The sequence below is a fragment of the Williamsia sp. M5A3_1d genome, from assembly GCF_053345315.1.
Map to the genome: position 1 here is coordinate 108566 of NZ_JBKEZX010000003.1, position 14609 is coordinate 123174.

The window sequence follows — 14609 nt, forward strand, 5'->3', positions numbered from 1 at the left end:
GCCCGATGGTGGGTCGTCGATGAGCTCAGCCACCACGCGTGGCGTCGAGAAGGTGCAGCGGGCCGGTAACTCCGCGCTCACGCAGACGGGCAACATCGTCCAGCTCTTCATCGACGTCGCACGCAACATCTTCGTGCGCCCGTTCCAGCTGCGGGAGTTCATCCAGCAGGCCTGGTTCATCGCCAGTGTCACCATCCTGCCGACGGCGCTCATCGCGATCCCGTTCGGAGCGATCGTGTCGCTGCAGACGTCGTCGCTGATCAAGCAGCTCGGTGCGGAATCGTTCACCGGTGCCGCCAGCGTCCTGATCGTGCTGCAGCAGGCCGCGCCCATCATCACCTCGCTTCTCATCGCCGGCGCCGCCGGATCCGCGGTGGCCGCCGACCTCGGGTCGCGCACCATCCGCGAGGAGATCGACGCGATGCGGGTGCTGGGCATCAACCCGATCCAGCGTCTCGTGGTGCCCCGTGTGCTCGCGATGGTGCTCGTCGGTGCGCTGCTCAACGGCCTGGTGTGTGTCGTCGGCATCGGCGGTGGGTACTTCTTCAACGTGGTCGTGCAGAACGGCACGCCCGGTGCGTATCTCGCGTCGTTCAGCGCGCTCGCGCAGCTGCCCGACCTGTACGTCGCGACCCTCAAGGCCGCGATCTTCGGTGTGATCGCCGGCGTCATCGCCGCCTACAAGGGCCTCACCCCCAGCGGTGGCCCGAAGGGTGTCGGCGAGGCGGTCAACCAGAGCGTGGTCATCACGTTCCTGCTGCTGTTCTTCGCCAACCTGATCATCACTGCGGTGTATCTGCAGATCGTCCCCGCCAAGGGTTCGTAGGGGAGTGCATAGATGACCATCGCCAAGAGCAGGGCCGACCTGCTCAACTACCGCATCCGCAAGGGTGTCGCGGCACCGCTGAAGGTGCTCGACGGTGCCGGCACGCAGATGTCGTTCTACGGTCGCGCCGTCGCCTGGACGCCGCGCACCATCAAGCACTACCCCAAGGAGCTGCTGCGGCTGCTCGCCGAGGTCGCCTTCGGTGCGGGTGGTCTGGCCATCATCGGCGGGACCATCGGCGTGATGGTGCTGCTCACCGGCTTCACCGGTGTCGTCGTCGGTCTGCAGGGGTACGCCGCGCTCGATCAGATCGGGTCGCAGGCACTGACCGGCTTCCTCTCCGCGTACGCCAACACCCGTGAGGTCGCGCCGCTCGTCGCCGGTCTCGCGCTCTCGGCCACGGTCGGTTGCGGCTTCACCGCCCAGCTCGGCGCCATGCGCATCTCCGAGGAGATCGACGCCCTCGAGGTGATGGCCGTCCCGTCGGTGCCGTTCCTGGTGACCACGCGCGTCATCGCCGGCTTCATCGCCGTCATCCCGCTCTACGTGCTCGGACTGCTCGCCGCGTACATCGCCACCCGTGTGGTCAACACACAGTTCAACGGCCAGTCGTCGGGTTCCTACGACCACTACTTCAACCTGTTCCTGCCACCGGCCGACGTGTTGTGGTCGTTCGGCAAGGTGTTGGTGTTCGCCTTCGTGATCATCCTGGTGCACTGCTACTACGGCTACTACGCCAGCGGCGGCCCGGCCGGCGTCGGCGTGGCGGTCGGACGTGCCGTCCGATCGGCACTGGTGCTCATCGCGGTCCTCGACTTCTTCCTGGGTCTCGCGATCTGGGGAACCAGCACCAGCGTGAGGGTGGCGGGCTGATCCATGAGTGTTCTCCGTACCCGCCTGCTGGGCCTGGTGTTCTTCGTCGTGGTCGCGCTGTTCATCGGCGGCACCATCCTCAAGTTCAACCAGAGCTTCCAGTCGTTCACCGACGTCAACCTGACCACCGATTCCGCCGGTAACGCGTTGCCCGACAAGGCCGACGTCAAGGTCCGCGGCCTCATCGTCGGTCAGGTCAACAAGGTCGTCGCGTCGGAGAACGGCGCCGTCACCGTCCAGCTCGGACTCCAGCCCGACAAGGCGAAGATGCTCCCCGCGGGCACCACCGCCCGCATCCTGCCGAAGACGCTGTTCGGTGAGCGCTACGTCGCGCTGCAGCTGCCGTCGGATCCCGGCGGCCCGACGCTGACCAACGGCTCGACCATCCGCACCGACTCCAGCGGCAACGCACTGGAGCTGCAGGCACTGTTCGACAAGCTGCTGCCGGTCCTCGAGGCGATCCCGCCGCAGGACCTCAGCGTCACGCTCGGATCCCTCTCGAAGGCGCTGACCGGCAACGGTGAGCGGCTGGGGACCAGCTTCGAGGAGCTGAACAACATCTTCACCCAGGTCAACCGGAACATGCCCGAGCTGCAGGGGACCCTGCGTGGTCTGGCGTCGTTCTCGCAGACGTACTCGCAGGCGCTGCCCGACATCGTCGACGCCCTCGACTCGCTGCGCACCACCACCAACACCCTGGTGGGGAAGCAGGGCGACCTGCGCGGGTTCATCTCGACGGTGACCAAGGCCGCGGTCGACACGACCGACTTCCTGGCCACCAACCGTCGCGATCTGCTGACCCTGGCGATCGACTCCGAGCCGCTGCTCTCGGCGATCGCCGAGCAGTCACCGGCGTTCGGCTGCACGTTCAAGAACTTCGCGGGACTCATCCCCGAGGTCGGCAACATCGTCGGCAAGGGGACGAAGAACCCGGGCGTGCGAGTGAGCCTGACGTTCTCGAACCCGCGCGGTCGGTACCTGCCGAACCAGGACGAGCCGCGACTGCTCGAGAACCGCGGACCGATCTGCTACCCGCACCACTACCAGTCGGGTCGCCCGTTCCCGCAGTACCCGGGCGGATCGCTCAACGACGGCTCCTACCAGCCGCCGTCGCGTAACCCCGGCCCGCGCAACGTGCAGGAACTGCCGGTCCCGGACTTCTCGGGCAAGCCGGCGGGCACCATCACGCCCAGCGTCTACGACGACCCGCAGAACAAGGTCGCCCTCCAGGCGATCATGGCGTCGGAGGCGGGCACCACGCCCGATCAGGTCCCCGGCTGGATCGCGCAGATCGTCGCCCCGGGCATGCAGGGGGCGCAGGTGACCGTCAAGTGAAGAACAACTTCTACTCGCCGCTGATCAAGCTGATCATCTTCGCGGTGATCACCGTGGTGGCGACCGCGACGTTGGGCATCACGATCGCCAACTCCGGCGCCGGCGGTGGCAACGACTTCAAGGCCGTCTTCTCGGATGCCTCGCTGCTGAACCAGGGCGACGACGTCCGGATCGCCGGTGTGCGTGTCGGACAGGTCAAGTCGGTCGAGGTCTACGACCACGACAAGGCGATGGTGGCCTTCTCCATCAACCGCGACAAGTTGCCCGACGGGGTGCAGGCCTACATCAAGTTCCGCAACCTGACGGGTCTGCGCTACCTGGCCCTCGAACGGGGACCCGGTGACAACGGCGCGATGTTGTCGAAGGGGTCGACGATCTCGATCGCCAACACCCACCCCTCGGTCAACCTCACCGACCTGTTCAACGGTTTCCGTCCGCTGTTCCAGCAGCTGACCGCCGAGGACGTCAACAAGCTGTCCGACGAGATCATCAAGGTCTTCCAGGGCGAGGGCGGCACCATCACCGACCTCGTGTCCGACACCGCCGACCTGACGAACACGATCGCCGACAAGGACAAGGTGATCGGCGAGCTGATCACGAACCTGACCACGGTGCTCGACAACATCAACCAGCACGACGACCAGTTGACGTCGTTGCTGACGACCACCGAGAAGTTCGTGACCGGCCTCGCGGCGCAGAAGAACTCGGTCGGCTCGGCGATCACGTCGGTGTCGAACCTGACCGCGGTGACCAACTCGATCCTCACGCCGGTCCGACCGTCGCTGCAGGGATCGATCGCGAGCCTCGACCAGCTCTCGCAGCGCATCAACGAGCGCCGCGGTGAGGTCGAGAAGACGCTGACCAACCTGCCGATCAAGGCGGCCAAGATCGGCCGTGCGGCGACGTTCGGCTCGTGGTTCCAGTTCTATCTCTGCGGTATCGACCTGGTGGCCGGCAACGGCAAGTCGACGATGCTGAGCCAGCCGCTGATCCCGCTGCCCGATCTGAACTACGTGTTCTACACCAACGTCGCGACGCGATGCTGGGCCAACGACGATCCGCCGAGCTGAGGGGAGGGACAACATGGCTGACAAAAAAGAGAACCGCCGCCCGGACACCCCTCTGCGGAGCCCGGTCACCGTCGGAGCGCTGGGTCTGGCGATCCTGATCATGGCGGCGCTGTCGTCGTTCTATCTGGCGAACCTGCCGCTGGTGGGCGCGGGCACGGTCTACAAGGCCGACTTCACCGAGGCCGCGGGGCTCAAGCCGCGCGACGAGGTGCGTGTCGCCGGCGTGAAGGTGGGCACCGTGCAGAGCGTCGACATCGTCGACAACAAGGTGCAGGTCGCCTTCGGTGTCGGTGACACCTGGGTGGGCGACCAGACCTCGGCGTCGATCCAGATCAAGACCGTGCTCGGGCAGAAGTACCTCGCCATCGAGCCGCGCGGTGACAAGCTCGCCGATCCGGGCAAGACGATCACCCAGACCACGTCGCCGTACGACGTGATCGAGGCGTTCAACGATGCGTCGGAGAACATCCAGGAGATCGACACCGATCAGCTCGCGACGAGCTTCCGGACCCTGTCGGCCGCGTTCTCGGGCACCCCGCAGGAACTCGGTGGTTCACTCGACGGCCTGACCCGGTTGTCGACCACGATCGCCAGCCGCGATCAGGAGGTGCGCAAGCTCCTCGACGCGACGAAGGGCACCTCGAAGATCCTGGCCGACCGCAACCAGGAGTTCACCCGCCTGATCGCCGGTGCCGGTGATCTGCTGCAGGAGCTCAACACCCGCCAGACCGCGATCTCACGGCTACTGAGCAGTACGTCGCAGCTGTCGACGACGCTGACCGGCATCGTCCGCGACAACGAGAAGCAGATCGGCCCGGCCCTGGAATCGCTCAAGGGCGTGACCGACCTGCTGCAGAAACAGGATCAGAACCTGCGTGACTCCATCACCAATCTCGCGCCGTTCTACCGGCTCTACGCGAACGTGCTCGGCAGCGGTCGCTGGTTCGACTCGGTGATCACGAACATCCTGCCGCCGGGTCTGCCCGCGCAGAACACCACGCGGCCGCCGAACAAGAACCAGCAGCTCAACAACGGTGGAACGGGGGCGACAGGATGATGACGACGAACGCACCCCGCCACGACCTGCGCGACTCCTCGGGTCCCGGGCGCTGGTTCACCCCGCGCCACATCGCCTTCCTGGTGGTGGGTGTCGTGGTGGCGCTGATCATCGCCGGGTCGCTGTGGTGGCTGTTCACCTCGCTGAACCAGACGAAGGTCACGGCCTACTTCAAGTCCAGCGTCGGCATCTACTCCGGCACCGACGTGCGCATCATGGGCGTCAAGGTCGGCTCGGTCGACACCGTCGACCCGCAGGGCGACAAGGTGAAGATCGTGTTCACCGTCGACGGCGGACACGACCTGCCCAAGGACGTGCGCGCGGTGCAGATCACCCCGTCGGTGGTCGCCGACCGCTACATCCAGCTGACCCCGACCTACCAGAAGGGGATGGCCAAGGCCGGCGGCGAGATCAACCTGAGTCTCAACCAGACGATGGTGCCGGTCGAGATCGACCAGCTGTACTCGAGCGTGCAGAAGCTGTCGAACTCGCTCGGCCCGCAGGGCGCCAACAAGACCGGCGCGCTGAGCCAGGTCATCACGACCGGTGCCCAGAACCTGAAGGGCAACGGCGAGAAGCTCGGTGCCACCATCGACCAGCTCTCGAAGGCCGCACTCACCCTGAGCGACTCGCGCGGCAGCCTCGTCGACACCGTGAAGAACCTCGACGTGTTCGTCGGTGCGCTGGCCGAGAACGACGCGCAGGTACGTCAGTTCAACACCCAGCTCGACTCGTTCTCCTCGTTCCTCGCGGGTGAGCGTTCGCAGCTCGGTGAGGCCCTGAACAAGTTGTCGGTCGCCCTCGGCGACGTCGCCGGCTTCGTACAGGACAACCGGATCGCCCTCGGCGACCGCGTGAAGGAACTGATCCCGACCGCGCAGACCCTGGCCGACACCACCGACCAGCAGAAGGAACTGCTGACGGTGCTCCCGGTGACGATCAACAACCTCATCAACGCCTACAACGCCGAGTCGGGAACCCTCGACCTGCGTGTGGTGCTGCCGGAGCTGCAGAACCTCGCCGGCGCCGGTTGCAAGCTGCTCGACCTGGGCAAGCTCAAGCCGGGCGACCCCGCGTTCACGCAGTTCAGCAACACGCTGCGTCCGCTTCTCGATCAGTGCGGCAACATCACCGACCAGATCAACAAGGGCATCACCACCCCGACGCTCAACCTCCCGTTCGGCATCATGAGCGGCGAGAACCAGCAGCGGCGTGGACCGGTCCCCGGGACCCGTCCCGGTACGCCCTCGCCCGGATTGACAGGTGGCTGAGCCGATGTCCTCTCGCAGATCCCGTTTCTCGCCGGTCCCCGTGAGGTCGGTGCTGACCCGTCGCGGCCTCGTCGCGGCCGGCGCGGCGGCGATGACGTCGATGATCGTGCTCACCGGGTGTTCCAACGGCGTCTACTCGTTGCCGTTGCCCGGTGGTGCCGACGTCGGCGACAACCCGCGGACCTACAAGATCCAGTTCTCCGACGTCCTCGACCTGGTGCCGCAGTCGGCCGTGAAGTTCGACGGCGTGACCGTCGGCAAGGTCACCGACATCGGTATCGCACCGGATCAGTGGTCGGCGCAGGTCACCGTCGAGGTCAAGAACACCATCGACCTGTCGACCAAGGCCGAGGCCAACGTCGCGCAGACCAACCTGCTGGGCGAGAAGTTCATCTCGTTGGTCGATCCGAAGGACAACGCCTCGGCGCCGCGGCAACCTGCGCAGCAGGCCATCCCGGTGGCCCGCACCCGCACCGCCACCGACATCGAGCAGGTCCTCGGCGCGTTGTCGATGCTGCTCAACGGCGGTGGCATCGCGCAGATCAAGCCGATCGTCGACGAGCTGAACAACGCGTTCGACGGTCGAACCTCCACGGTGAAGTCGCTGCTCAACCAGACGTCGCGGTTGATCAAGACCCTCGACGATCAGAAGAACAACATCACCCGGGCGATCGACGGGTTGGCGACGTTGTCGACGCGGACCGAGGCGCAGACCGCGCAGATCAACCGCATCCTCGACCAGTTGCCCGCGGGCGTGAAGGTGCTCGAGGACCAGCGTCCGCAGTTCGTGAACCTGCTGCAGAAGCTCGACGGTCTCGGCCAGGTCGGTGTCGACATCCTCGGGCGGGCACGGCAGGAGATCATCACCGATCTCCGGTCGCTGCGGCCGACCCTGTCTGCGCTTGCCTCGGCGGCGCCCGACATCATCACCGCTCTGCCGCTGCTGCCGACGTACCCGTTCCCGGACGATCTCCTGCCCGGTGTGCGCGGCAACTCGACCAACCTGTTCCTCAGCGTCGACCTGCGGCTGCTCAACCAGCTCGAGGCCCTCGGCGTGGGACAGCCCGAACCGAAGTACACCCCGGTGCGATCGGGCCCGCAGCCGCGGATCGATCCGCGTAACCCGTACTACAACGGCAACGGCGCACGGTTGGGCTTCCCGACCATCACGCTGCTCCCGCTGTTGAACTCCCGGCCGGGACCGAACACGCCGCCGTCAGGTGGCCAGTACGCCCTGCTGCCCTCGCCGAAGCAGGGGCAGACGGCACTGACCGGACCCATGGCGATGCTGCAGGGTGCGAACGGGGGGACCGGCCGATGATGTCCAGGCTCGTCAGATGGCAGTTGATCGTCTTCACGCTCGTCGGCGTGCTGGCCATCATCTACGTCGGCGCCACCTACGCCCGTCTCGACAAGCTCGTCGGGGTGGGGCTGTACACGGTGCACGCGGATTTCAGGGACTCCGGTGGCATCTTCACCAACGCCGAGGTGACCTATCAGGGTGTCCCGGTCGGTCGTGTCGGATCACTGCAGCTGCGTCCCGACGGCGTCCGGGTGAACCTGGAACTCGACTCGGGTGGACCGAAGGTGCCGGCGACGGCGCAGGCGGTGGTGGCCAACCGGTCGGCGATCGGTGAGCAGTACGTCGATCTGCGTCCGTCGAGTGTGGGCTCGCCGTACCTGAAGGACGGCTCGGTCATCTCGAACACGACGATCCCGACCCCGGTGCAGGATGTGATCGCCTCGGCGGTCGACTTCACCGAGTCGGTCCCGCTGGGCGATCTGAACACGGTCATCACCGAGCTGGGCAAGGCGTTCAACGGCAACGGCGAGAACCTGCGGGTGCTGGTGGACTCGTTGGCGAACCTGTCGAAGTCGGGCAACGACAACCTGCCGCAGACGATCTCGCTGATCCGCAACAGCGACACCGTGCTGACCACACAGGCCGATCAGTCCGACGCGATCCTCGACTGGTCGAAGAACCTCGGCCTGGTGACCGCGCAGCTCGCCTCCAGCGATCCCGACCTCCGGCGTCTGCTGACCACGGGTCAGACCAGTGCCACGCAGATCTCCGCGCTCCTCGAACGCAGCGGCGGCGACCTCACCTCGGTCGTGCGCAACCTCGCGCTCGACGTCCGCAACGTGAAGGGCACCTATCAGGGTGTCGGTCCCGGGCTCGCGATGCTCTCGGCCCTGTCGAGCGGCAGCTACACCCCGGCGCCCGGCGACGGCACCATCCACTTCGGTGCGGTGCTCGAGACGAACAACCCGGCGTCGTGCACGGTCGGCTACGAGAGCACCGACGCGATCATCGCCGAGGAGAAGCGCAAGAACCCGGACTTCGACATCAACTACGACGACTTCCCGTTCAACAAGGACGCGAAGTGTGCCGTGGCACAGGGCAACCCGACCGCGGTGCGTGGTGCGGAGAACGCGAAGTACGCCGACCCGTACTACACGCAGCCCTGGGATCGGAATCCGAAGAAGGATCCCGACAAGCTCAACCTGAACCCGTTGGCCACGCAGCTGTCCTACCTGCTCGGCGTCGTCCCGCGCTGAGACGTCACCATCACCCGCGCACCCGCGGGTGATGGTGCACACAGGTTGACTGACTACAGTGGCGCCCGATGAAGTCGAAGAAGCGCGTGAACTCTCCTGAACCGAACGAGCCGGAAGCTGCCACGGAATCGGTGCGCCGCCGCCGCCTCGCCAGTGTGGGACTGCCGGTGGCCGGCGTGGTCGCCGTGGCCGCTCTCATCGCCGCCGTGGTGTTCACCGGGATCTTCGGATACCGCTGGTACGACGACGCGGTGAACAAGCAGCCGGTGCAGTCCGCCCGCGACGACGCCCTCGGCGGCGCCGAGCAGGCCATGCTCAACGTCCTCAACATCGACCTGAAGGACAGCAAGGCCTACCAGGCCCGGTTGCAGGACTCGGTCACCGGCAACGCCCGCACCCAGTTGCTCGGCAGCACCGGTCTCACCGAGCTGCAGAAGCAGGCCGGTGACCCGTCGAAGGCGGCGACGCTGAGTGCGAAGCTTCTGCGGAGTTCGGTCGTGGAGCTCAACACCGACGACAACAGCGCGAAGACCCTCGTGTTCATCGCGGTGACCTCGTCGCGTCCGAACGAGGCGTCCTCGAGCCAGACCATGGGATTCCAGGTGGAGGTGACCAAGGAGGGCGGTATCTGGAAGGCCAGCAACATCCAGCCGCTCGACGCCGTCGCCATCGACAGCACCGACCCCGCCGCCGGCGGTGCCGCTCCGGCTGCGTCGGGAGCCCCCGCGGCCCCGGCCGCGTCCGCACCCGCGACCCCCGCTCCCGGAGGAAACTGATGACCACCCCTCGTCCGCCACGTCGCGGAACCACCGGAAAACGCGTCCCCAAGGTCGCAGGCCACACCCCGGCGAAGTCCGTCCCCGAGAAGGCTCAGCCCATTCGGCCCGAATCGACGAAGCCCGAGCCGACGAAGCCCGAGCCGAAGAAGCCCGAACGCACGAAGCCCGAGCCGGTCGCGAAGACGACCGCGCCGCCCACGCCGGATGCGGCCACGGACGCGGAGCCCACCGTCGAGGCGACCGGGGCGGCGGAGTGGACATCGGCCGACGATGCGGGCACGACCCCGGCCGAGACCGCACCAGAATCGACCGACGCCGAGGCCGCGACGAGTCCGCGTGGCAAACGAGCCCCCGCGGCGAAGGTCTCGACCATCAAGCCGCAGCGCGCGGGCGCGTCGTCCGCCACCCGCCCTGCCGCGTCTACCGAGACCTCGCAGACGTCGGCGCGACGGATCCGGATCCGCATCGCAGCACCGGGTTGGCGCGCGGTGTCGATCGTCGCCGCACTCGCGGTGGTGTTCGGCATCATCGCCGCGGTGTCGGCGGCCAAGCCGGGCGTCTCGTTGAGCTCGAACCAGGCGTTCGTCGACTCGGGGATCACCAGCGAGGTCACCTCGCAGGCCAAGTCGCGCATCTGCTCGGTGTTCGCCGTCAACTACGCGAAGATGGACGAGTGGCAGGCGACCGCCGCGGCCAACGTGACCGGCGAGGCCGCCCAGCGTTTCTCGCAGTACAACACCGCGGTACGCGACGCGCTGGCGCAGACGGGTCTCACCGCGGGCGGTGTCGACTGCCGCGTCGACTCGGTCGGGGTGAAGTCGATCGAGAACGGCAACGCGCTGCTGATCGTGAACCTGATCATCAGCCAGACCCAGGACCAGCAGGCGGCGGGCAGCGGCACCAAGCGCTACCAGGTGTCGATGAAGCAGGTCAACGGTCGTTGGTTGATCAGCAATTTCTCCGACTTCTGAGCGCCTTTACGCAATTCGTCCACACCGACCTGCGCGTTCCTCTTGACTCACACGCGCCGTGGTTGCACGCTTGTCTGCAGCGACGGAGCACCGGCAGCCACTGGTAGAGCCGCAGAGCACGAGGTCATCTGACGACCTCCCCGCAGCTTGACATGCGGGCTTGTTTTTCTGATACAGTTGGACGTTGCGCTGGCTGCCTCCTGTCCACATCACGATTTCCTTTCTCGGCCACATCTGTGTGCTGCGTCCGGTGATCGCCGATGCCGACCAAGGTCGTTTCCGGCGCCGCCACCAACGCCCGCAGGCGCATTCCGCGTCGTACGGCACACAGAAGCTCGGCACCTAAAAGATTTCGTGTTGGAAGGACGCATCTTGGCAGTCTCCCGCCAGTCCACATCAACCATTCCCGGCGCTCCGCGCCGTGCATCGTTCGCAAAGCTCAGCGAGCCCCTCGAAGTTCCCGGTCTGCTCGACGTGCAGCTCGAGTCGTTCCAGTGGCTCGTCGGATCTCCGGAGTGGCACGCCCGCGCACTCGCGCGCGGCGAAGAGAACCCCAGTGGAGGCCTCGACGACATCCTCGCCGAGCTCTCCCCGATCGAGGACTTCTCCGGCTCCATGTCGCTGTCGTTCTCCGATCCCCGCTTCGACGAGGTCAAGGCCTCGGTCGAGGAGTGCAAAGACAAGGACATGACGTACGCGGCGCCGCTGTTCGTCACCGCCGAGTTCATCAACAACAACACCGGTGAGATCAAGTCGCAGACCGTCTTCATGGGCGACTTCCCGATCATGACCGACAAGGGCAGCTTCATCATCAACGGCACCGAGCGTGTCGTGGTGAGCCAGCTGGTCCGCAGCCCCGGCGTGTACTTCGACGCCAACATCGACAAGGCCACCGAGAAGACGCTGCACAGCGTCAAGGTGATCCCGGGTCGCGGCGCATGGCTCGAGTTCGACATCGACAAGCGCGACACCGTCGGCGTCCGCATCGACCGCAAGCGCCGCCAGTCGGTCACCGTGCTGCTCAAGGCGCTCGGCTGGACCACCGAGCAGATCACCGAGCGCTTCGGCTTCTCCGAGATCATGATGTCGACGCTGGAGAAGGACAACACCGCCGGCACCGACGAGGCGCTCCTCGAGGTCTACCGCAAGCTGCGTCCGGGCGAGCCGCCCACGAAGGAGTCGGCGCAGACCCTGCTGGAGAACCTGTTCTTCAAGGAGAAGCGCTACGACCTCGCCCGCGTGGGTCGCTACAAGTTCAACAAAAAGCTCGGCCTCACCGACAACCCGATGGTCGGGTCGTCGGTGTTGACCGAGGAGGACATCGTCGCGACGGTCGAGTACCTCGTCCGCCTGCACGAGTCCGAGCCAAACGTGCCCGCGATGATGACCGTCCCCGGCGGCGTCGAGGTGCCCGTCGAGGTCGACGACATCGACCACTTCGGCAACCGTCGTCTGCGCACCGTGGGTGAGCTGATCCAGAACCAGATCCGCGTGGGCCTGTCCCGCATGGAGCGTGTGGTCCGCGAGCGGATGACCACCCAGGACGTCGAGGCCATCACGCCGCAGACCCTGATCAACATCCGTCCCGTCGTGGCCGCGATCAAGGAGTTCTTCGGGACCTCCCAGCTGTCGCAGTTCATGGACCAGAACAACCCGCTGTCGGGTCTGACCCACAAGCGCCGCCTGTCGGCGCTGGGCCCCGGTGGTCTGTCGCGTGAGCGCGCCGGCCTCGAGGTCCGTGACGTCCACCCGTCGCACTACGGCCGCATGTGTCCGATCGAGACCCCCGAGGGCCCGAACATCGGCCTGATCGGGTCGCTGTCGGTATACGCGCGGGTCAACCCGTTCGGCTTCATCGAGACGCCGTACCGCAAGGTCGTCGACGGACAGGTGACCGACCAGATCGACTACCTGACCGCCGACGAGGAGGACCGGTACGTCAAGGCCCAGGCCAACGCCGTCCTCGACAACGACAACCGCTTCACCGAGTCGCGGATCCTCGTGCGCAAGAAGGGTGGCGACGTCGAGTTCGTCGGACCCGACGGCGTCGACTACATGGACGTCTCGCCGCGCCAGATGGTGTCGGTGGCCACGGCCATGATCCCGTTCCTCGAGCACGACGACGCCAACCGTGCCCTGATGGGTGCGAACATGCAGCGTCAGGCGGTGCCGCTGGTGCGCAGCGAGTCGCCGCTGGTCGGTACCGGCATGGAGTTGCGTGCCGCGATCGACGCCGGCGACGTCATCACCACCGAGAAGGCCGGCGTGATCGAGGAGGTCTCCGCCGACTACATCACCGTGATGGCCGACGACGGCACCCGCGACACGTTCCGGATGCGCAAGTTCGCGCGCTCGAACCACGGCACCTGCGCCAACCAGCGTCCGATCGTGGACGAGGGCCAGCGTGTCGAGGTCGGGCAGGTCCTGGCCGACGGCCCCTGCACCGACGACGGTGAGATGGCCCTGGGCAAGAACCTGCTCGTGGCGATCATGCCGTGGGAGGGCCACAACTACGAGGACGCGATCATCCTGTCGCAGCGCCTCGTGGAGGAGGACGTCCTCACCTCGATCCACATCGAGGAGCACGAGATCGACGCCCGCGACACCAAGCTCGGTGCCGAGGAGATCACCCGGGACATCCCGAACGTCTCCGACGAGGTGCTCGCCGATCTCGACGAGCGCGGCATCATCCGCATCGGTGCCGAGGTCCGTGACGGCGACGTGCTGGTCGGCAAGGTCACGCCGAAGGGCGAGACCGAGCTGACCCCCGAGGAGCGCCTGCTGCGCGCCATCTTCGGTGAGAAGGCGCGCGAGGTGCGCGACACCTCGCTCAAGGTGCCCCACGGTGAGACCGGCAAGGTCATCGGCATCCGCGTGTTCTCGCGCGATGACGACGACGATCTGCCCCCCGGTGTCAACGAGCTCGTCCGCGTGTACGTGGCGCAGAAGCGCAAGATCCAGGACGGCGACAAGCTCGCCGGCCGTCACGGCAACAAGGGCGTCATCGGCAAGATCCTGCCCGCCGAAGACATGCCCTTCCTACCCGACGGCACCCCGGTCGACATCATCCTCAACACCCACGGTGTGCCGCGTCGTATGAACATCGGTCAGATCCTCGAGACCCACCTGGGGTGGATCTCGAAGACCGGCTGGAACATCGACGTCGCACAGGGGACACCGGAATGGGCGCAGGGACTCCCCGAGGACATGCTGTCCAACGGCCCCGACACCCGCACCGCCACCCCGGTGTTCGACGGTGCTCGCGACGAGGAGCTGACCGGACTGCTGTCCTCGACGCTGCCCAACCGCGACGGTGAGGTGATGGTCAACGGCGACGGCAAGGCGACGCTGTTCGACGGTCGTTCCGGCGAACCGTTCCCGTTCCCGGTGGCCGTGGGCTACATGTACATCATCAAGCTGCACCACCTGGTCGACGACAAGATCCACGCCCGTTCGACCGGTCCGTACTCGATGATCACCCAGCAGCCCCTCGGCGGTAAGGCCCAGTTCGGTGGCCAGCGCTTCGGCGAGATGGAGTGTTGGGCCATGCAGGCCTACGGCGCGGCGTACACGCTGCAGGAACTGCTGACCATCAAGTCCGACGACGTGGTGGGCCGCGTGAAGGTCTACGAGGCGATCGTCAAGGGCGAGAACATCCCCGAGCCGGGTATCCCGGAGTCGTTCAAGGTGCTTCTCAAGGAGCTGCAGTCGCTGTGTCTGAACGTCGAGGTGCTGTCCTCGGACGGTGCCGCGATCGAGATGCGTGACGGAGACGACGAGGACCTGGAGCGTGCAGCGGCCAACCTCGGCATCAACCTGTCCCGCAACGAGTCCGCCACAGTCGACGATCTCGCCAACTGATTTCCCT

Annotated in this window: 11 protein-coding genes; all 11 read left to right on the top strand. The window is 66.3% G+C overall.

Annotated features, from left to right (window positions below):
- Positions 1-19 precede the first annotated feature (19 nt).
- The 11 genes from ACLBW1_RS12960 (at position 20) to rpoB (ending at position 14602) form a co-directional block, all read left to right on the top strand.
- A complete protein-coding gene (locus ACLBW1_RS12960; protein WP_434214478.1) occupies positions 20-826 on the top strand; it encodes an ABC transporter permease in 807 nt (268 codons plus the stop codon).
- Positions 827-838: 12 nt separating this feature from the next.
- Entirely contained in the window at positions 839-1699 is an 861-nt protein-coding gene (locus tag ACLBW1_RS12965; RefSeq protein WP_045823813.1) for an MlaE family ABC transporter permease, read from the top strand.
- A gap of 3 nt (positions 1700-1702) precedes the next feature.
- Positions 1703-3034: an MCE family protein gene (locus ACLBW1_RS12970; protein WP_447812259.1), complete on the top strand. Its 1332-nt coding sequence runs from the start codon at positions 1703-1705 to the stop codon at positions 3032-3034.
- The gene (locus ACLBW1_RS12975) at positions 3031-4104 is read left to right on the top strand and encodes an MCE family protein (RefSeq protein ID WP_447812260.1); all 1074 of its coding nucleotides are present in this window, start codon (positions 3031-3033) and stop codon (positions 4102-4104) included. Before ACLBW1_RS12970 ends, ACLBW1_RS12975 begins: the two co-directional genes overlap by 4 nt.
- 13 nt (positions 4105-4117) lie before the next feature.
- Positions 4118-5161, top strand: coding sequence for an MCE family protein (locus ACLBW1_RS12980; RefSeq protein ID WP_447812261.1), 1044 nt, complete (start codon positions 4118-4120; stop codon positions 5159-5161).
- Complete coding sequence (locus ACLBW1_RS12985; protein ID WP_447812263.1) at positions 5158-6432, top strand: MCE family protein; 1275 nt, start codon at positions 5158-5160, stop codon at positions 6430-6432. The genes ACLBW1_RS12980 and ACLBW1_RS12985 overlap by 4 nt, the downstream gene beginning before the upstream one ends.
- Positions 6433-6484: 52 nt before the next feature.
- Positions 6485-7753, top strand: a complete 1269-nt coding sequence (locus tag ACLBW1_RS12990) for an MCE family protein (protein ID WP_447812958.1) — start codon at positions 6485-6487, stop codon at positions 7751-7753.
- Positions 7750-8991 (top strand): MCE family protein, encoded by a 1242-nt coding sequence (locus tag ACLBW1_RS12995; RefSeq protein WP_447812264.1) that lies wholly within the window; start codon positions 7750-7752, stop codon positions 8989-8991. Before ACLBW1_RS12990 ends, ACLBW1_RS12995 begins: the two co-directional genes overlap by 4 nt.
- Positions 8992-9059: 68 nt before the next feature.
- Positions 9060-9767, top strand: a complete 708-nt coding sequence (locus ACLBW1_RS13000) for a hypothetical protein (RefSeq protein WP_447812265.1) — start codon at positions 9060-9062, stop codon at positions 9765-9767.
- Complete coding sequence (locus tag ACLBW1_RS13005) at positions 9767-10741, top strand: hypothetical protein (RefSeq protein ID WP_447812266.1); 975 nt, start codon at positions 9767-9769, stop codon at positions 10739-10741. The genes ACLBW1_RS13000 and ACLBW1_RS13005 overlap by 1 nt, the downstream gene beginning before the upstream one ends.
- A 354-nt stretch (positions 10742-11095) precedes the next feature.
- Positions 11096-14602: a DNA-directed RNA polymerase subunit beta gene (rpoB, locus tag ACLBW1_RS13010; protein WP_434214467.1), complete on the top strand. Its 3507-nt coding sequence runs from the start codon at positions 11096-11098 to the stop codon at positions 14600-14602.
- Positions 14603-14609: the final 7 nt, after the last annotated feature.

Coding starts and splice junctions, on each gene's coding strand:
- ACLBW1_RS12965 (WP_045823813.1), top strand. CDS start 839: ATGACCATCGCCAAGAGCAGGGCCGACCTGCTCAACTACCGCATCCGC.
- ACLBW1_RS12985 (WP_447812263.1), top strand. CDS start 5,158: ATGATGACGACGAACGCACCCCGCCACGACCTGCGCGACTCCTCGGGT.
- ACLBW1_RS13000 (WP_447812265.1), top strand. CDS start 9,060: ATGAAGTCGAAGAAGCGCGTGAACTCTCCTGAACCGAACGAGCCGGAA.
- ACLBW1_RS13005 (WP_447812266.1), top strand. CDS start 9,767: ATGACCACCCCTCGTCCGCCACGTCGCGGAACCACCGGAAAACGCGTC.
- ACLBW1_RS12995 (WP_447812264.1), top strand. CDS start 7,750: ATGATGTCCAGGCTCGTCAGATGGCAGTTGATCGTCTTCACGCTCGTC.
- ACLBW1_RS12960 (WP_434214478.1), top strand. CDS start 20: ATGAGCTCAGCCACCACGCGTGGCGTCGAGAAGGTGCAGCGGGCCGGT.
- ACLBW1_RS12970 (WP_447812259.1), top strand. CDS start 1,703: ATGAGTGTTCTCCGTACCCGCCTGCTGGGCCTGGTGTTCTTCGTCGTG.
- ACLBW1_RS12980 (WP_447812261.1), top strand. CDS start 4,118: ATGGCTGACAAAAAAGAGAACCGCCGCCCGGACACCCCTCTGCGGAGC.